Source organism: Kribbella ginsengisoli (genome assembly GCF_039537185.1).
Lineage (GTDB): Bacteria > Actinomycetota > Actinomycetes > Propionibacteriales > Kribbellaceae > Kribbella > Kribbella koreensis.
Map to the genome: position 1 here is coordinate 130,208 of NZ_BAABAA010000005.1, position 18,661 is coordinate 148,868.

At 66.6% G+C, this 18,661-nt stretch carries 15 protein-coding genes and 2 tRNA genes; 13 read left to right on the top strand and 4 right to left on the bottom strand.

Annotated elements, in window-relative coordinates; translation table 11 throughout:
* Positions 1-23: 23 nt before the first annotated feature.
* The 5 genes from ABD768_RS19370 (at position 24) to ABD768_RS19390 (ending at position 5,588) form a co-directional block, all read left to right on the top strand.
* Positions 24-263 carry a hypothetical protein gene (locus tag ABD768_RS19370; protein WP_328327667.1) on the top strand — a complete coding sequence of 80 codons (240 nt, stop codon included), beginning with the start codon at positions 24-26 and terminating at the stop codon, positions 261-263.
* Positions 260-1,297, top strand: coding sequence for a YlbL family protein (locus tag ABD768_RS19375; RefSeq protein WP_343964304.1), 1,038 nt, complete (start codon positions 260-262; stop codon positions 1,295-1,297). Before ABD768_RS19370 ends, ABD768_RS19375 begins: the two co-directional genes overlap by 4 nt.
* Positions 1,285-1,893 (top strand): PPA1309 family protein, encoded by a 609-nt coding sequence (locus ABD768_RS19380; protein ID WP_343964306.1) that lies wholly within the window; start codon positions 1,285-1,287, stop codon positions 1,891-1,893. Before ABD768_RS19375 ends, ABD768_RS19380 begins: the two co-directional genes overlap by 13 nt.
* The gene (locus ABD768_RS19385; RefSeq protein ID WP_344842437.1) at positions 1,890-4,859 is read left to right on the top strand and encodes a UPF0182 family membrane protein; all 2,970 of its coding nucleotides are present in this window, start codon (positions 1,890-1,892) and stop codon (positions 4,857-4,859) included. Before ABD768_RS19380 ends, ABD768_RS19385 begins: the two co-directional genes overlap by 4 nt.
* Before the next feature lie 150 nt (positions 4,860-5,009).
* Positions 5,010-5,588 carry a hypothetical protein gene (locus tag ABD768_RS19390; protein WP_343964310.1) on the top strand — a complete coding sequence of 193 codons (579 nt, stop codon included), beginning with the start codon at positions 5,010-5,012 and terminating at the stop codon, positions 5,586-5,588.
* 72 nt (positions 5,589-5,660) lie between these two features.
* Here the strand turns inward: ABD768_RS19390 and ABD768_RS19395 are convergent, their stop codons facing one another.
* Together ABD768_RS19395 and ABD768_RS19400 are read right to left on the bottom strand one after the other, a co-directional pair.
* The gene (locus ABD768_RS19395; protein WP_344842440.1) at positions 5,661-6,680 is read right to left on the bottom strand and encodes a hypothetical protein; all 1,020 of its coding nucleotides are present in this window, start codon (positions 6,678-6,680) and stop codon (positions 5,661-5,663) included.
* Between the two features lie 199 nt (positions 6,681-6,879).
* Positions 6,880-7,845, bottom strand: a complete 966-nt coding sequence (locus ABD768_RS19400) for a GNAT family N-acetyltransferase (RefSeq protein WP_344842443.1) — start codon at positions 7,843-7,845, stop codon at positions 6,880-6,882.
* Positions 7,846-7,951: 106 nt separating this feature from the next.
* Between ABD768_RS19400 and ABD768_RS19405 the strand changes: the two genes are divergently transcribed.
* A tRNA-Met gene (locus ABD768_RS19405) sits at positions 7,952-8,028 on the top strand.
* Between the two features lie 170 nt (positions 8,029-8,198).
* Positions 8,199-8,275, top strand: a tRNA-Met gene (locus tag ABD768_RS19410).
* 272 nt (positions 8,276-8,547) lie between these two features.
* Here ABD768_RS19410 and ABD768_RS19415 read toward each other — a convergent pair.
* Positions 8,548-8,949: a PPOX class F420-dependent oxidoreductase gene (locus ABD768_RS19415; protein ID WP_344842445.1), complete on the bottom strand. Its 402-nt coding sequence runs from the start codon at positions 8,947-8,949 to the stop codon at positions 8,548-8,550.
* Between the two features lie 293 nt (positions 8,950-9,242).
* Between ABD768_RS19415 and ABD768_RS19420 the strand changes: the two genes are divergently transcribed.
* The 6 genes from ABD768_RS19420 (at position 9,243) to ABD768_RS19445 (ending at position 17,866) form a co-directional block, all read left to right on the top strand.
* Positions 9,243-10,127: an alpha/beta fold hydrolase gene (locus ABD768_RS19420; RefSeq protein WP_344842447.1), complete on the top strand. Its 885-nt coding sequence runs from the start codon at positions 9,243-9,245 to the stop codon at positions 10,125-10,127.
* Positions 10,128-10,130: 3 nt separating this feature from the next.
* Entirely contained in the window at positions 10,131-10,934 is an 804-nt protein-coding gene (locus tag ABD768_RS19425) for an amidohydrolase family protein (protein WP_344842450.1), read from the top strand.
* Between the two features lie 88 nt (positions 10,935-11,022).
* Complete coding sequence (locus ABD768_RS19430; protein ID WP_343964328.1) at positions 11,023-11,298, top strand: YggT family protein; 276 nt, start codon at positions 11,023-11,025, stop codon at positions 11,296-11,298.
* A gap of 191 nt (positions 11,299-11,489) precedes the next feature.
* Complete coding sequence (locus ABD768_RS19435; RefSeq protein ID WP_344842454.1) at positions 11,490-12,272, top strand: hypothetical protein; 783 nt, start codon at positions 11,490-11,492, stop codon at positions 12,270-12,272.
* Entirely contained in the window at positions 12,269-13,021 is a 753-nt protein-coding gene (locus ABD768_RS19440) for a cobalt transporter (RefSeq protein WP_344842457.1), read from the top strand. The genes ABD768_RS19435 and ABD768_RS19440 overlap by 4 nt, the downstream gene beginning before the upstream one ends.
* 18 nt (positions 13,022-13,039) lie before the next feature.
* Positions 13,040-17,866, top strand: a complete 4,827-nt coding sequence (locus ABD768_RS19445) for an Ig-like domain repeat protein (protein ID WP_344842459.1) — start codon at positions 13,040-13,042, stop codon at positions 17,864-17,866.
* Here ABD768_RS19445 and ABD768_RS19450 read toward each other — a convergent pair.
* Positions 17,838-18,602, bottom strand: coding sequence for an endonuclease/exonuclease/phosphatase family protein (locus ABD768_RS19450; RefSeq protein ID WP_344842461.1), 765 nt, complete (start codon positions 18,600-18,602; stop codon positions 17,838-17,840). The two genes, ABD768_RS19445 and ABD768_RS19450, sit on opposite strands and share 29 nt — an antisense overlap.
* Positions 18,603-18,661 lie beyond the last annotated feature (59 nt).

Consider the following 18,661-nt stretch of genomic DNA (forward strand, 5'->3'; position numbering starts at 1 on the left):
GCTGGGCGCATGAAGGTGGCCGGATGAAGGTCTTGGCGTGGCTGGCGTTCCCGCTGGTCGCCACCGCCCTGGCGATGTGCTGGGCGGCTTGGCGCGGGCGGAGTCGCGGCCCCCGCCGGTCCTCGGGCGCCTTCGCGTCGGTGGAGGACTTCCGCCGCTTCAACGAGGCGGTGGCAGCACCGAGTCCTCGATCCACCCCCGAGCCGCGCCGTGGGCTGCGCGGTCTCTTCCGGAAACTCAAGATCGCAGGGCAGGGTTCGTGACACGTCGTACCGCCACGCTGGTCACCTCGATCGTCGTGCTCCTCCTCACTCTCGGGCTGGTCACCGTCTTCCCGGTGCCGTTCGTGTCCTTCAGCCCGGGGCCGGTGAAGAACACCCTGGGCGAGGCGAAGGGCAAGCCGGTGATCGAGATCACCGGCCACGAGACCTTCCCGACCACCGGCGAGCTGGACCTCACCACGGTCAGCGTCACCTCGCCGGACCGTGAGCTGACCCTGCCGCAGGCGATGCGCAACTGGCTCGACCCGCACCACGACCTGTTCCCGCGCGACATCATCTACCCGCCGGAGCAGAGCGCCGACGAGGTCGAGCAGCAGAACACCGCCGAGATGACCGGCTCGCAGGACAGCGCCGTCGCGGCCGCCCTGCAAGAGGCCGGCGTGCCGTTCAAGCCGAAGGTCTCGACGGTCTCGGAGAAGAGCCCCGCCGACGGCAAGCTCAAGCCCGGCGACATCGTGCTGAAGGTCGACGGCACCACGCCGACCCAGGTCCCGCAGGTCGGCGAGCTGGTCCGCAAGCACAAGGTCGGCGAGGACGTCAGCTTCCTGATCAGCCGCGGTGGCAAGGAGCAGACGGTCGTCCTGAAGACCGCCGCGACCCCGGGCGACAAGACCCGGCCGATGGTCGGCATCACGATCGGCGTCGAGTCGCCGGTCAAGGTGACGGTGAACCTCGGCCAGGACATCGGCGGGCCGAGCGCCGGTACTGCGTTCGCGCTGGCCATCTACGACAAGCTGACCGACGGCGACCTGCTGGCAGGCAAGCACGTCGCGGGTACCGGCACCATCGACGCACTCGGCCAGGTCGGCGCGATCGGCGGCATCCAGCAGAAGATCGCCGGCGCCAAGAACGACGGCGCCACCGTCTTCCTGGTCCCCGAACCGAACTGTGAAGCCGCCCTGCACGCAGGCGTGGACGGCATCCGCCTGGTGAAGATCACCACCCTGCACGAGGCGATCGGCGCATTGAAAGCACTGGCCAGTGGAACTGGAGACGTCCCGGCATGCACGAAGTAGGCCCTGACAGCACCATCCCTTCGGACGCGCTCGGCCGGGCGGTGATCGAGATCGAGCGGCACGTCAGCAGCGCGGGCTGGGATCAGCCGGCGCAGCTGTTCGCGTTGGTCCCGACCGCCGAGCTGCTCGCGGCTGAGCCGCAGCTGGCCGCCGAGCTGGGTGCGGACGACGCGTCCCAGCCGCTCACCCCGGTCGCTCAAGGCGAGCTGCCCGGTGGCGACGACGAGCACCTTGCCGACGCGCTGGCCCGGATCGAGTGGCCGGACGGCGTCAGTGGTTGCGCCGTCGCGGTCGAGCGGATCGTGTTGCCGGCGTCGGCCGAGACGGGCGCCGACACCGATGCCGAACTGGCCCGCCTGGCGGGATCGGATCCGCGGCGTCACGAAGTACGGATGGTGGCCGCGGTCCTGCGGGACGGGGACCGGTTCGGCGCCGTCCGGTTGCGTACTCACGACGAGGACAGCGCGGTACTCACCGGCGTCGACTTGGTCCCTACGCTTTGCCAAGTACTGTCATTGACATTCGAGCCGACGACCGCGGGCGGTCCCGGCTCTGTGCTCGGCGGTACGAGTGACAACGAGGAGAAGCTGCCATGAGTGACGGCGTCTACGACATGCCGGAGGAGCCGAGGCGGTCGCGGCGTACGCCCGGCCAGCGCCCGCGGGCTCTGCTGCCCACGATCGCCACCCTGATCGTGCTGCTCATCCTGTTCAGCGTCTTCACCGACGTGTGGACCCAGCGACTCTGGTACCGGTCTCTCGACCTCGGGTCGGTGTTCGGCACCGTGCTCGGCACCCGGGTGCTGTTGTTCGTCGTGGTCGGCCTGCTGATGGCCGCCGCCGTGGTGGCGAACGTGATCGTCGCCTTCCGGACCCGGCCGCGGATCGCCCTCGCGCCGTCGCCCAGCCCGGGCTTCGAGCGGTACGGCGACCTGCTGCAGCAACGCGGCAAGATCGCCATCGGCGTGCTCGCCACCCTGATGCTGGTCTTCGGCGGCTCAGCCGCGTCGGGGGAGTGGAAGGTCTTCCTGGCCTGGCGCAACCGGACCCCGTTCGGTGTCGCCGACAAGCACTTCGGCAAGGACATCTCGTTCTTCGTCTTCGACTACCCGTGGCTGCGCGTCCTGCTCGGCTTCGGCTACTCGATCGTCCTGCTGTCGCTCGTCGCCGCGATCATCACGCACTACCTGTACGGCGGCTTCCGCCCGTCGGCGAAGGGGCAGAAGGCCTCCGGTGCCGCGCAGGTGCAGTTCTCGGTGCTGCTCGGCCTGCTGGTCCTGCTGAAGGCGTTCAGCTACTGGCTCGACCGCTTCGGGCTCGCGACCTCCGACAGCAGACTCTTCACCGGTATCTCCTACACCGGGGACAACGCGGTCCTGCCCAGCAAGGAGATCCTGGCCGTCATCGCGGTGATCTGTGCCGGGCTCTTCTTCGCCAATGTGGTCCGCAAGACCTGGCTGCTGCCGGGCGTCGGCACCGTAGTACTGGTGCTGTCGGCGATCCTGCTCGGTGCGCTCTGGCCGGCTGCCCTGCAGCAGTTGCGGGTGCGTCCGAGCGAGCCGGTGAAGGAAGCGTCGTACATCACCAAGAACATCGAGGCGACCCGAGCGGCCTACGGCCTGGAGAAGACCAAGGTCATCAACTACGAGGCCAAGACCCAGGCGACGTCGGAGCAGCTGGTCGCTGACGCCGGTGTCCTGCCGGGCATCCGGCTGATCGACCCGAGCGTCGTCGGGCCGACCTTCGAGCAGCTCCAGCAGGTCCGTGGTTTCTACGCCTTCCCGACGGACCTGGACGTCGACCGGTACAAGATCGGCAAGGAGGTCCGCGACACCGTCATCGCGGTCCGCGAGGTCGAGATCGACCGGCTGCCGGCCGGCCAGCGCAACTGGAACAACGACCACACGGTCTACACCCACGGCTACGGCGTCGTCGCCGCGAACGGCAACCAGCGCAAGTCGGACGGTACGCCGGTCTGGTCCGAGCAGGACCTGCCGCCCGAGGGACAGCTGGGCGACTACGAGCCGCGGATCTACTTCGGCGAGCAGTCCCCGAACTACTCGATCGTCGGTGGCCCGAAGGGCTCCTCCGCGGTCGAGCTGGACACGCCGGAGGGCAAGGACGGTGGCCCGCCCACGCTGAACACGTACGAGGGCAAGGGCGGCGTCTCGCTCGGCTCGTTCGGCAACAAGTTGCTCTACGCCACCAAGTTCCGCGACGCGAACATCCTGCTGTCCAGCCGGGTGAACAGCGACTCCAAGATCCTGTACGACCGCGGCCCGCGCGAGCGGGTCCAGAAGGCCGCTCCGTGGCTGACCCTGGACGGCGACCCGTACCCGGCCATCGTCGACGGCCAGGTGGTCTGGATCGTCGACGGCTACACCACCTCGGGCAACTACCCGTACTCGCAGAAGGTCGCGCTGGACGACAGCACCCGTGACACCACCACCGGTCGTGGCACGGTCGCTTCGCAGCCGAGCGAGGAGATCAACTACATCCGCAACTCGGTCAAGGCCGTCGTCAACGCTTATGACGGTTCGGTCGACCTGTACGCGTGGGACGAGAGCGACCCGCTGCTGAAGACCTGGATGAAGGCCTTCCCGAACACGGTCAAGCCGCGCTCGGACATCTCGCCCGCGCTGATGTCGCACCTGCGCTACCCCGAGGACATGTTCAAGGTGCAGCGCGACCTGCTCGCGAAGTACCACGTCACCGACTCGACGACCTGGTACCAGAACAGCGACCTGTGGCGGGTGCCGGCCGACCCGACCGTCAGCCCCGGCGGTTCGGACTCGCCGACGCCGGACCAGCCGCCGTTCTACCTGTCGCTGCGGATGCCGGACCAGACCGACACGAAGTTCTCGCTGACCTCGGTCTACGTGCCGAACGCGAACCGGGAGAACCTGACCGGCTTCCTGGCGGTCGATTCCGAGGCCTCGTCGCCGGACTACGGGCAGTTCCGGATCTTGAAGCTGCCTGGCAACGTACAGATACCCGGACCTGGGCAGGTCTCGAACAAGTTCCAGACCGACGAGAGCATCCGGTTGGCGCTGCTGCCGATCAACCAGCCGTCCAGCGGCGCCAGAGCCCAGTTCGGCAACCTGCTGACGCTGCCACTGGGTGGTGGTCTGCTCTATGTGCAGCCGGTCTACTCGTCTCGGACGAGCGGTCAGGGCAGCTATCCGGTCCTCCGGTACGTGCTGGTCGGCTTCGGTGACCGGGTCGCCTACGGCACGACTCTGAAGGAAGCCCTCGACAAGGTCTTCAACGCCAACGTCGACACCGGCGAGAAACCGCCGGGTGAGACGCCGACGACCCCACCGGCCAACCAGACGGTGAAGCAGGCACTGGCGGAGGCCCAGACCGCGTGGAACGCGGCCCAGGCAGCCCTGAAGACCGGAAACCTGGGCGAGTACCAGAAGCAACTCGACCTCGTGAAGGCCGCCCTCGACAGAGCGGTAGCCGCCGGCAACGCCCCGGTCACCAACCCGACAGTCCCGCCGTCGGGCACTCCTTCAACCCCCACGACCCCGACCAGCCCACCGAGTTCCCCAACGGGCTGACTCCCCGCGTTTCTTGATCCGGCCGGCGACACCCAAGGTGTCGCCGGCCGGATCTGCTTTTCCACAGGCAACAAACTCACTCCGGCTTCCGGCCAAACCCGCGGCACCTTCTCTGACAAGGAACCCCGCACTTCGTCTGAGGAGGCAGCTATGTCGTTTTCGTTGTCCTGGTCCGCCGTCCGCCCCGCCACCCGCCGTATCGTGATCGGCGGCGCGGCCGCAGTGACTGTTCTGCTCCCGACCGCCGCAGCCAACGCAGTGGCACCAGCGACACCGTCCGGCCTGCACCGGACGACCCCATCGACCCAGCAGAGGGCGTGCATCTTGGACGGATTCGCCATCGACCACCTGCCCGGCGGCATCGGCACGCCGAGCGACTTCGAGTACGAGTGGGAGGAGGTCGTCTTCCACAGCCGGGTCTGGGAGACCGGCCCGGACCCCGAGGGCGCCACCAAGGTCGACCTCACCGTCAAGACCATCCGCGGCGAGAAAATCATCGACCTCGAGTCCCTGCGTACCTTCCTGACCGAGTATCACGAGCACGACCCGGCAACCTGGGAGCTGACCGCGATCGACGTCGCCGGCTACGGCGGCTACCGCGCCGATGACCAGGTCTTCTTCTTCGTCTCGCCAGGAATCGCCGCCGAGGTCTCGATCGACCGCACCCGTTTCACCGACGACGACCTGCTCGCCACAGCAATGGGCTTCCACCCGGAGGACACCGCCTGACAGGGCACAGGGCCCACACCGAGCGTTGCCGGTGTGGGCCCCACAGCCCTCGCGTCAGCGGCTGTTGTCAGCTCACAGGATCGAGTTCGCGCTGACCGTGAAGCCGGTGTTCACCAGTGCTCCGGCGTTGGTGAAGCAGTTGACGTCCCGCACGATCAGGTCCGGACCCGAGGTGCTGTTGGTCCAGAACGTGTTCAACCCGCAGAAGTTCGAGTTGGACCCGTACGCCGTCACCTGGACCGTGTTCTGGGTGAAGGCGATCTTCGGGAAGGTGACCATCGACAATCCGACACCAGCCGGCAGGATCGTGTTCGCACCGAGCCCGAGGACCGAGTTCATGTTGGTGCTCGGCGGCCCGGCCGGCGGCTGGTTGAGGAAGAAGCCGAAGTACTTCGGCGGGACGGCAGCTCCGTACAGCGAGGCCTTGTACTGGTAGGTGAGCGTGAACCGCGTGTTCAGCAAGGCGCCGCCGGCGTCGAAGCAGAGCACCCTCACGTCCTGACCCGCACCGCTGGAGCTCCAGACGCGGACCTTGCAGCGCGCGCCTTGCTGCGGGTTGACGGCAGTGGCTTGCAGACTGCCGTCGAGGGTCCCGCCGGCCACCAGTCCGGGGAACTTCACCTGCCATTGCCCGACACCGAGCGGCGTCGAGGTATTCGGAGCACCGGCGGAGTTGTACGTGCTGACGAGTGCGCCGTTCGGTTGCGAATCGACGTACCCGAACAGACCTGGCGCCGGGCCGCCGGACGCACTGACGAAGAACGCGCTGAAGCTCGTCACGTCGAGCGCACCGCCGGCGCGGTAGCAGCGGATGTTGACGATCTCGTCCGGCCCGGACTGGAACCAGTTCTCGGCCTGGCACCAGTGCGGCGCGTTGTTGATCGCCGTGACGTGCACGACCCCACCGGGCGCACCCTGTCCGGGGAACTTGAGTTGGTACCGGCCGAAGGCCACCGGGATGACGCTGCTGGGCGCAGGCCAGGTGCCGGTCGGGATGACGGTGCTCGCGGTCTGGTTCCACAGCACCCAGGCCTTGCGGTCCGGGACGGCGGCGTTCGCGGGCTGGATGATCGTGAGGGCCCCCGCCAGCATCAACACACATGCTAGGAGGCGGGCAAGCAAAGACGGACGTGGCATCGGATTCCCCCCTTTAAGGAAACGATCCTTAGGAACGATTACTGGGGGAATGCAAGCATGCGCAATCAGCGATTGGCAATAGCTCACCGTAAGCCCTTGTGTACAGAGCGTTTGATTAGGCAGCTGTCGTTGCGCGATGCAAACGATGGCTTGATCAGTGCCCGATCAGCCGATGCAGACGATGGAATGTCTGCACGAATCCGAGCCGCGGCCAGGCCCTGGATGAGAGCAGATTCGTCACCCGCCAGTCCGTCACCACTGAGGTGTAGCCGACTCCCGCAGCCCAGTTGATCACTGCCTCGCCAAGTGCCCTCCCGGCCCCCGCGCCACGAGCCTCCGGGAACACTGCCGCATAGGCAAGGAAACCTGCGTTGTCAGGCTGCGCCAGCCCACTGTGCGCGCTCGACTTCTCCAACGAGCACCCGATCGACGACCCGATCACCTTCCCGTTGCTCTCAGCAACAAAGGTGGCGTAGTCCTGGTCGTCGATCGACTCCTCCCAGTCCGCAAGCGCCTCCTCGAGCGTCGGCATCTCCCCGGAACTGAACGTCGGCGCCAACCCCTGATGCCGCGGCAACACAAGATCCAGCTCAGCCAGCACCTGGATATCCCCACGCCCAGCTCGCCGCACCATCACCCCCGGCCGCGCGGGCAACGGCTCGCTCGGTGCAGGCATCACCGCATGCGCGTGCTGCCCGCCAAACCCCAACCGGAACCAGGCATCCACCAACTCTGGATCATCAGGCACCAACGCGTACTGCGCCGTCTTCCCCTCCGCCACCCACTTCGTTGCCGCGACAGCGTAGAGATCCCGAACCTTCTCGGGTTCCCTTACCGCATGCCCCGCCCGCTCCACCCAAACGTTCTCGCCCCATACCGGCGAACTCTTAGGGGCCCCCAGCAAATATCCGGTGACCTCCCCGCCCTCCACCAGCACGGCTCCCGACGCACCCTCGGTCTCCCAAGCGGCAGTTACCTCGACCAGCGCAACCTTCGGATCCTCATACTCCGCCGGCAACAACGGATGCCGGACCCGATGCCGGCCTTGCCGCTCAGCCAGCAACCGCGCAGCCGCCCCCAGATCCCCACTCTGGAACTCCCGAACCACCCCATTGCTCATACCGAAACGCTACGCCGCACCCCACCGTCCACGACACACCTTTTCCTTCCCCGCCCCCGATTTGGACTCTCAGCCCAGATCCCCTAATCTGAACACAGCAAGGCGGCGCGGGGTGGAGCAGCTCGGTAGCTCGCTGGGCTCATAACCCAGAGGTCGCAGGTTCAAATCCTGCCCCCGCTACCAAAGAAGGCCCTTCGGACGAGGCAACTCATCCGAAGGGCCTTTGTCATTCCCGACCTGCCCAAGCCGACCCTCACGGCACCACCCGCCAAGGTCGCGGCCCGCCTGCAGACCGGCACCCCGATTTGGACCCTCAACAGCCATGACCTAGACTTGTACTCGTAAGACAGCGGCGCGGGGTGGAGCAGCTCGGTAGCTCGCTGGGCTCATAACCCAGAGGTCGCAGGTTCAAATCCTGCCCCCGCTACCAAAGAAGGCCCGGACCATTGGTCCGGGCCTTCGTCTTGCGTCAACACCTGTCATCCCCCTCACAACCAGACTCCAGTTGCCGAGCATCCGCCTCGCAACCGTCCGGCTCCGAGCGACCGTTGGAAGCTTGCGTCTGGTCCACTCGCCGAGTCGCTCACTCCTCGCCAACAGTCATCCACCCTCGGTACGCGTGCGGATAACGGACGACGCGGCAACGATCCCACCGTCCTGCGTAGGAACTCATCCCCACATTGGATCCGTCGTCGACAGGAATCAGCTCCAGGGGGCGTGGATGACCTTGTCGACGGTGATCGTGAGGATCACCCGGGTCTGGGTTCGGCCGCCGTGCCAGGAGTAGGGGACTCCCTCGTACTTCTGGGAGAGCTTCTCGATGCTTTCGGCGCCGCCGTCCGTCGTGGTGTGGGTTACGCGGCCGCGGACGGAGTAGTAGCGGGCGGTGTCGTCTGGGTCGGAGACGGTGACTGCTACTCGGGGGTCGCGCTCGATGTTGCGGAGCTTTTGGTAGCCCTGGACGGTGTTGATGAGGATGTGTTCGCCGTCGGTGTCGACCCAAGTTTGGGTCAGGTGAGGGGAGCCGTCGGGGAGGGTGGTGGCGATGAAGCAGGGGCTCGGCTGGTGGAGGAGTTGCAGGAGGCCAGCGGGGAGGTCGGTCATGGGGCCAGTCTGCCTGGCGGTTGTGAGCTGGTGGGCCGGGGCGGGAGTACGGGGGTAGGGCCGTCCTCGGTCTACTCCTCGGCGGAGTTCGCGGGTCGGCAACCACCCACCCGTTGGTGTCTACGAAGCACGGCCGGCGCGGACGCTTTCGCGAAGCGCGCGACGTAGGAGCGAGCGGCGTCGGGTGCGTGGGGGCCTTTGGTGCGCTGGTGCGCGGTTAGAGTCGGTGGGTGGCTGAGGGAGTGGAGTTTCGGCGGCGGGTGGTGCTTGGGGGGTTTGGGCAGGAGGTTTCTGTGCGGGGGGATGACTCGGGCAATCCGTTGTTGCTTGTGCTGCATGGTGGGCCGGGGTTGGCTGAGATGCCGTTGTTTGCGGCGTACAACTGTGAGCTGGAGCGGCACTTTCTGGTGGCGCATTGGGATCAGCGGGGCGCGGGGCGGTCGTACGACGCTGGGATTCCGGCTGAGTCGATGACGTTGCGGCAGTTTGTTGCCGACGCGGTCGAGTTGATTGAGGTGCTGACCGGGGAGTTCGGGCAGAAGAAGGTTTACCTGGTTGCGCACTCGTGGGGGACGTTGCTTGGCGCGATGATCGCTGGCGAGTACCCGGAGAAGGTGCACGCGTACGTCGGGGCCGGCCAGTTGGTGTCCGGGCGGCGTGCGGCGCGGACGGCGTACGAGTTCGCTTTGCGGAAGGCGACCGAGCAGCAGCACGACGAGGCCGTCAGCGCTCTCCAAGAGATGCAGCAGTCGGCTGCCGACGGAGGACCGACGTTCGCCAACGCGGTCGTCCATCGTGCTTGGGTCCAGTACTTCGGCGGCACGGTGAACGGCAGTCATGAGGCGTTGTTCGCGCGGATCGAGCCGGCCCTGCTGCGGGAGTACTTCGGTACGCTCCGGGACATCGCCCAGGAGTTCTCGTTCCGGCACCTGATGCCGGAGACCTTCGAGACCGACCTGCTGCAGACCAATCGCCGGTTCGAGATCCCCGTCCACCTCGTCGTCGGCCGGTACGACCAGGTCACCCCCGCCGAGCAGGCGGTCGAGTACTTCGAGGCGATCGAAGCACCGTCCAAACAACTGCACTGGTTCGAGAACTCGGCCCACTTCATGCCGTTCGAAGAAGCCGAGAAGTTCAACACCCTGCTGACCACCATCGCGCTGGAGAACCAGGAGTAGAAAGTGATCATCGACGCTTGGGCACAGCATTCGACGACCAGGCACTTGGCTGATCCGATGCTGGATTCGTTGCGGCGGTGGCAGCCGGGGATTCCGCTGGAGGAGCAGCCGGTCAGCACGACGGTTGAGGCGATGGACGAGGCCGCGATTGACAAGTCGCTGATCTCGGCCTGGGTTGCGCCGGGGAACGTGATGATCTCCAACGATGAGGTTGCCGGGTTTGTCGAGCAGGCGGCCGGTCGGTTGGTGGGGGTCGGGTCGGTCGACATCAGGAAGCCGATGGAGGCGGTCAGGGAGATCCGCAGGTGCGTGGAAGAGCTTGGGTTCAAGGGGATCCGGGTGCTGCCGTGGCTGTGGGAGGTGCCGCCGACGGATCGCAGGTTCTATCCGGTGTACGTCGCCTGTTGCGAAGCTGATGTCCCGTTCTGTACCCAGATCGGCCACACCGGTCCGCTGATGCCGTCCGAGGTCGGCCGCCCGATCTACCTCGACCAGGTCGCGCTCGACTTCCCGGAGTTGAAGATCGTCGGCGGCCACATCGGCTACCCGTGGACGGACGAGGCGATCGCGGTCGCCACCAAGCACGAGAACGTCTTCATCGACACCTCGGCGTACACCACGAAGCGCTACCCGCCCGCGCTGGTCGAGTACCTGCGCGCCCACGGCCGCCGCAAGGTCCTCTTCGGCTCGAACTACCCGATGATCAGCCCGGCCAAGGCGTTGCAGGACCTCGCAAGCCTCCAGCTCGACGAGGAAGCGACCGACCTGTTCCTCGGCGGCAACGCCCAACGGGTCTTCGGGCTGTAACTGATAGTCAGCTAAGAAGTCTGAATGGGGGACATTTCAGGGTTGGCTGCTTCGTTGTTCCTGGCAGGATGGAACAAAGGAGTTGGTCATGAGCTTGCTTGGAGCCCTTGTCGGGTACGCGTTGTCAGCGTTTCTGCTGGTACTGATTGCCCGGATGTTGCTGGACTGGGGCGGTGTGGTCGGTCGCGGGCCGGCCTGGGCCGTGAAGGCGCGGACGTTGACGCACGCCTGGACGGAGCCGGTGCTCGAGCCGGTACGGCGTCGCGTGCGGCCGGTGCGCGCGGGCGGGATCGCGTTCGATCTGGCGTTCACGATCGTGTTCGTGGCGGCGCTGATCGTGCGGTCGATCGCCTTCAGCCTCTGAGGTCGCCGCTCGTTCGGCCGCGAGGCCGTCACCCTTCGGGGTTTGTTGCTCACCATCGCTAGAAGCTTGCTGTTAATCGTTCACCAATGCGTCTCTTGGTGATCACCAAGAGACGCATTGGTGTTTTCGCTGCGGCGGGAAAGTCCGGGGGTTGCGTTGATCGACGCGCTCGGGGCTGAGGGGTGGGGGCGTTGGTGCTTCATTTGCTGCGCCCAGTCCGGCTGCCGGCGCGGGGCCGGCTGGTCCGGCGGGAGCCGGGCGGGCGGCACGTGCGCCAGCCGGTACTGCGTACGCTCGCCGTCGTTGGCGTGCTTGCCGCGGTTGGGTTGGGAGCGGGTGTCACAGCTGCGCCGGCCCAGGCGCATCCGTTCGGGGATCCGCAGACCGTTGCGATCAGCCTCGATTCGGGGCGGGCCGATGTGGTCCGGGTGCGCTGGAAGGTCGGCGGGCTTGACGATCTGACGCTGCTCGGTGTCGCGCTCGGGGTACTGCCGCAGAGCCGGGTGATGCTCGATGGAGCCGCCTTCTTCGAGCCGGCGGATGCGATGGCGGTCGGTCCGTCGGCGAAGTTCAGTGCCTACTTGTTGCGGCAGATCAAGGTACGCGCCAACGGGCACGAGTGCGCCGGGGTCGTCGAGCCGCCGAAGGAACTGGCCAAGACCGGCGTCGCCGTCGCGTTCACCTGTCCGGAGCCGATCGCGAAGGCCGACATCACCGTCCGCATGCTGACCGACCTCAACCCCGCCTACCGAACCCTGGCCACCGGCCCCAACGGCGACCGCACGGTCTACTCCACCGACAAAGACACCTACGACTGGTCGTTCGGTAGCGGAACGGCAGTCACACAAAAGCGTGCCGGGCGGAGTGCGGCGATCCAGCTTTCGGTGGTGGTCGGAGGAGTAGTACTCGTCGCAGCAGTAGGTCTGGTCGTAATACGACGAGTACGTGCGCAGCGGCAGGAGGTGGCTGTGTGATTGCGCTGGCGATGTCTGATCAGTTGCAGAGCTTTGTTAACTCGCCTGGGGTGCCGCCGGTTGCGTTTGGGCTGGCGTTTCTGGCGGGGGCTGGGCATGCGGTGATGCCGGGGCATGGGAAGAGTCTTGCGGCCGCCTATCTTGTCGGCTCCCAGGGAAAGGTCAAGGACGCTGCCTGGCTGGGCGGGTCGGTGGCTGTGATGCACACGGTTTCTGTGTTGGTCATTGCCTTGGCCTGGACCTTTCTGTCGCTGGCCGATGTGGTGCAGATGCAGCAGCTCACGACAACCCTGCAGTTGATCGCCGGGATCTTGGTTGCCGCCACTGGGCTGTACCTGGCACGCCGCCACTTCCGATCCGCGACCCACGGACATGGACACGGTCACGGGCACGGCCATGGGCATGGGCAGGGGGAAGCAAAGCGACCAGGGCTGCTGATGTTGGGGATCTCCGGCGGCCTCACCCCTTCCCCTGCGGCGTTTCTCGTGTTGGTGGCTGGGTTGTTCATCGGGCGGGCCGGCTTCGCGCTGCTGCTCGTGATCACCTTCGGCGTCGGTATGGCCGTTGTGCTCTTCGGCGTAGGGCTGCTCGCCATCGCCGGCAGCACCGTCGTCGTCCGCGGCGCCCAGACCCAGTCAGTACTACGCCTCGCCACCCGCGTAGCCCCCGTACTAGCCGCCGCCGGCCTAACGATCGCCGGACTAGGCATGACCGTCCTAGCTGCTCTCCACCTCACCGCTGTCCTCTGAAGGAGACACCGAACAAACATGACACCCCGACTGCGCCCAGGCCGGCGAACACGTGTCCTGATCGCACTGGCAGCGACAGCGCTGATAGCCGGCTCCGGTGCCGCGATCGTCCCGTCCACCGCAGGTGCCGAGGACGCGCCACCCAGTACTACCGCCCCGACTCTCAATCTGCGCGCCGGCCAAACGCTGGAAGGCACGGTCAAGGTCCAGGCCGAGCCGGCCACCGAGAACGACTCGGTCGACGCGCTCACCATCGACGACACCTTGCTCGACGCCGACAAGACAGCCGGCACGGCGCACCTCAGCTTCGACATGGGCGGCAACGGTACCGAGGCCCGGTACCACAACTACATCACCGTCAACGGCCACACCTCCGACGCCGACCGCATCTTCTTCCCCGACATCCCCGGCGGTCGCGCAGGCACGCTCGACCTGCCAGGCGACTGGCTGAAGACCGGCGTCAACACGGTCACCGTCCACGCCGGCGCGAACTGGGTCGACACGACGAACACCGCCGCGGTCGGGTACGAAGTACTGCCGAACGGTGAAGGCGCGCGCTGCCCCAACTACGACGACTTCCCGTTGACGAGCCTCAGCCTGAGCCTGCTCGGCGTGGTCATCGACGGCGAGCAGAACGCGTTCAGCTACAGCTTCGGCGACGGTACCTGCGGCAGCTCGAAGCACCTCCTCACCCAGGACCTCACCTTCGTACTCTCCGGGGAACCGGGCAGCACAGCCGGCCTGAGCAAGGATCTCGACACCACGACGCTTGCCAACGGCACCCATACCGTCACGGCGACCAGCAAGTCGGGCAAGGCTCAGACCGTCAGCATCGAGGTCAACAACTCCCCGGCCGGCGCCGCCGAGCTGACCCCGGCCGACGGCGCGCTGCTCAAGAGCACCCAGCCGATCATCGCCGCCCTCCCGAACGGCGGCCAGGACCAGGTCGAGTCGCTGGCGATCGACGACCAGCCGGCCCAGAACGCGGAGACCCTGGCCCAGGGGACTGCAACCCTCAACCTCACGATCGAGGCCGGCAACTCCGCCGAAGCGAAGTACCACAACTATCTGCTGGTCAACGGCAACCGTGTCGACCTCGGTGGCGACTACGGCGTCAATGGCGCAGAAGCGATCAGTCTCAAGCTCCCGCAGCGCTTCCTCAAGCCCGGCGACAACACGGTCCAGGTCAAGACCGGCGACTACAACGGCACATCGGCCGGCGCGACCTGTGCGAACCACGACGACTTCAAGCTCACCCGTACCTCCGCAGCGCTCGCGCTGAGCACCGCGGGCACGGTCGCCGCCGGTACGACGTACCTGGTCACCACGACCGGATCGACGGTCACCAAGACGCCGACCACGGACGCATCGCTCGCGCTGGGCGATGGCACTTGCGGCCCGAACAAGGAGGCCGAGTTCCACTTCACGATCGCCGATGCGCCGACGACGCGCACGATCGAGACGCTGGGCAGTGGTGGCGACGCGCACCTGAAGCTGTTCATCGGCGGCAACGGTTCCGACAACGGCTACGACAACCTCGTGCTGATCAACGGCATCCCGCTCAAGCTCGGCATCTGGGAGAAGGAGACCGCCGACCTCGCCTTCCCGAACGAGTGGCTCGTGCCGGGCGTCAACACGATCGAGTTCGTCGCCGGCAGCGACCACGGCAGCGCCAACGCCGGCGGCTGCGACAACTACGACGACTTCACGATCAGAGACCTGGACCTTCAGGCACCAGCGATCAAGGCGACCCAGCTGACCAAGCAGACCGCCGGTACCACCGTCACGATCGGCTCGGCGAGCTACCCGGCCGGCACCCCGGTCACCATCTACATCGGCGACGGCACCTGCGGCAACAGCTTCAACTCCGTGCTGGACAAGGCGATCCTCTTCGACGTGACGGCCGCCGACGGCACCTCGGCGTCAGCGCGAGGCCTGCGCGCCGACGTCGACACCAAGACGATCGCGGACGGCGCCCACACGCTCGAGGCCGTCGTCGGCGACAAGACCTCGACCCGCCGCTTCTCCGTCGACAACACCGCGCCGGAGATCGACAGCAGTGTTCCGGCCGAGGGCCAGAAGCTGACCTCGACCGTCGCGCTCACCGTCAAGGTCAAGGACGCTTCGGCAATCGTCGGTACGCCGGCCATCACCCTCGACGGCAAGGCGGTCAAGCAAGGCGACCAGATCGGCCACGGGCTGCCCGCCGGTGCGCACACGATCGCGGTCACCGCGACCGACTCGCTCGGCAACACGGCGACGAGGCAGGTGCACTTCACCAGCGCGAGCATCCCGGACGTACCGACCGATCTGAAGGCGACGATCGCCGGCCGCAAAGCGCCGTCTGCGACCCTCGCTGCCAAGATCCCCGGCGAAGACGGGGTGGCGCTCAAGGCGACCTTCACCAAGGCGGATGTCGTACTGCCGTCCAGCGGGTACCAAGGCATCGCCAGCGCGGTACCGACCACGCTCGACATCACCCACGACGGATCGGTGCAGGTCGACTCGCTCAAGCCGCTCGACGGCAAGACGATCGACACGCAGTCCGCGCGGGACGTGGTCTTCCAGCGCTACGACCTCAACCTCGGTACCACCGCACAGATCCCCACCATCAGATGGGAGGGCACGATCGACCCGGCCCGCGTCGCGGCACTCCGCGTCTGGGACAAGGCGACACAGAAGTGGGTCGCGCTGACCAGTTCCCGAGGCAAGACCGGCCAGAGCACGGTACTGACTGCGCAGTTGGACGATCAGTACCGCGACGGCAACGTGGCGCATGTGCTGATCACTGGCGAGGACCCCTTCGCCGATGACCTGTCGCCCCGGGATGCCTCGGCGCAGAACGACAAGGACCACTTCGAGGACCCGTCGACCTATGACTTCTCGATCGCGCACTTCACCGACACCCAATACCTGACCGAGGGTGCCGCCGGTGGAACGTACGACGACTGGGACGGGCAGAGCGAGGCGTCGGATGTCGAGACAGCCGAGGAGCAGGCGATCTGGGCGGCGGCGTACCGCAACGAGACGCAGTGGATCGCGGACAACCAGGCCGGCCGCAAGATCGCGTACGCCGCGCACACCGGCGACATCATCGAGAACGACTACTACGACCCGCTGGCCAAGAACCCGGACGGCTCGCTGCAGCGGCCCGGTCTCAACGCGGAAGTCGACAAAGAGCTTGCCGCGGCGTCGAGCTACCAGAAGATCCTGGACGACAACGGCGTGGTCAACCAGGTCATCGCCGGCAACCACGACAACCAGCTGGGTGCCGAGACCGGACCGGACTCGCGGTTCAGCAAGATGTTCAGCGCCGACCGGTACAACGCGCTGGCCAAGACCTGGCCGGCCGGTACCGAGTACCACGCGTGGGACGAGAGGGTGAACCCCGACGGCAGCATCACGCCGGGCAAGGACAACCAGAACAACTACGTCCTGTACTCCGCCGGCGGACTGGACTTCGTCGCCGTCGGCCTCTCGTACGGCGTGACGCCCGACGAGGCCAAGTGGGCCGACTCGATCTTCAAGCGCTACAAGGATCGCAACGGCATCCTGCTGTCCCACGACTACCTCAAGCCGTCACCGAACCCCGACGGCCGCGGCGCCGACTTCTCCGCACCGGACGGGTCGCCGCTGTACAAGCAGGTCGTCGAGAGCAACCCCAACGTCTTCCTGGTGCTGGCCGGTCACGAGCACGGCGTCGGCACCAACCTGAAGACGAAGGTCGGCGTCACGGTCGCGCACGACGTCGTCGAGCTGCTCGCGGACTACCAGTTCTACACAGTCCCGGCCGGTGAGCTGTGGCCGAAGCTGGTCGATGCCGCGGGCAACATCGACGTCAATGGTGACGGCAAGCCGGACCACAAGGCGACGGACCGGCTGCAGTTCGGCGCGAGCTTCCTGCGGCTGCTGCAGTTCGACATCAAGCGGGCCGAGCTGCACATCGACACGTACTCGCCGTTCCTCGGCAATTTCGGGGCGACCGAGTACGACGTACGCCAGGACGGCAGCCAGACCAAGCCGCGCTACAACGGCGCCGAGGACAACCTCACGCTGCCGGTCGACCTGACGACGCGCAAGACGTCCTTCTCGACGGACTCGCTCGCTGCGTACGTACCGACTGCCGAGATCGGGTCGGATGACGTAGTGGCCAACGGCACGGCCTCGGTGACCTGGTCGGGTCTCGCACCGGCGACGTCGTACGGGTGGATCGTCTCGGCGGTCAGTGCAGACGCCGGTACTGCGGTAGCGCAGCCTGCGGTATTCCGGACCGTCAAGGGTGAGGCGACTGTCACTGCGACGTCTGCTCCGGTGGACTGGGGTACTGCGGCCAAGGTGACTGTCAAGGTGACCGCTGATGACCTACCGGTCACCGGCACGGTCGAACTGCGCGAGGGCGACAAGGTACGTGGCACCGCGACTCTCAATGCCGGTACTGCGAGCTTCCCGCTGCCAGTGGGTCTCTCACCCGGCACGCACCCGCTCACCGTCTCGTACTCCGGCAGTGACTCGCTCGACGCGGCTACCGGCGCTGTCTCAGCCACGGTGAACCTGCCGCCGGTCTGGAGCCCCAGTGCTTCGTACAAGGCAGGCACCAGGGTCAGCCTCGACGGCAAGATCTACCTGGCGTCCTGGGCGAGCAAGAACCAGAAGCCGGGCGCGCCGTACGGTGCCTGGGAAGAGCTGGCCATGACCGAGGACGGTACGACGATCTGGACGGCGTCGCGGGTGTTCCGGACCGGCGACCGCGCGCTGTACGAGGGCCAGCTGTACGAGGCCAAGTGGTTCAACAACAACCAGCCGCCGAGCGCCGCGCCTAGCGGTCCTTGGAAGCCGGTCGGCTGAGCCGAGCCTGCAGGCCGAGGTGGTCGGAGAGGTAGCCGAGTGACGGCGACTCCTCCTCGAACACCACCTCGGCCGACTCGGTCGTCAACCCTGTGGTCAGGATGAAGTCGATGCACTGCGACTGCATCCCGGCCGGCAGATAGGCCTGCTGGAACGTCGGCGGGCACTCGCCGCCGAACACGTCGGTGAGCTGCGTGGTGGCCAGAAACTCTTGTACCAAAGGCTTGTGGCGCGGGATGTTGAAGTCGCCCGTCACGACGCAGGGCTGCGGAAGCCCGGCGACGAGCTGCGCGAGCGCGGTCAGTTGAGCGCGATGGATCGGATGAAACCTGTTCGACGCCGACCAGGTGCCGTCGGTGTTGGCGAGCAGGTGCACGTTCACCACGGATACGCCGGCGACTTCAGTCACCAACGCGCCCTTCAGGAATCCCCGCCAGCGCAACGACCGTTCCGTACTCCGAGGCGCCGGCAACCGCCGATATCGCGTGGACTCCACCGGCAGTCGCGAGAACGTCACGACCCCACCGGCCGGCCCGGCGAGCGACGGGCGGTAGGCGGCTCGAAACGACGGCAGGCCGGCCGCGAGCCGGCGCAGGTGGTAGTAGGTCAGTACCTCCTGGAAGTTGACGACGTGTGTCGTCGATGCCTCGAAGGCGCGCGCGATCTCGGCGTACCGGAGCTTGAGCTGGGAGCCTCTGACCGGTATCCCACGAGTGTTGATCGAAGCGATACCCAAGGGTCCGTTAGTGGAGGGTTTGCGACGGGTACCTGGGTCTTTCCCCGCCCGAAGTATCG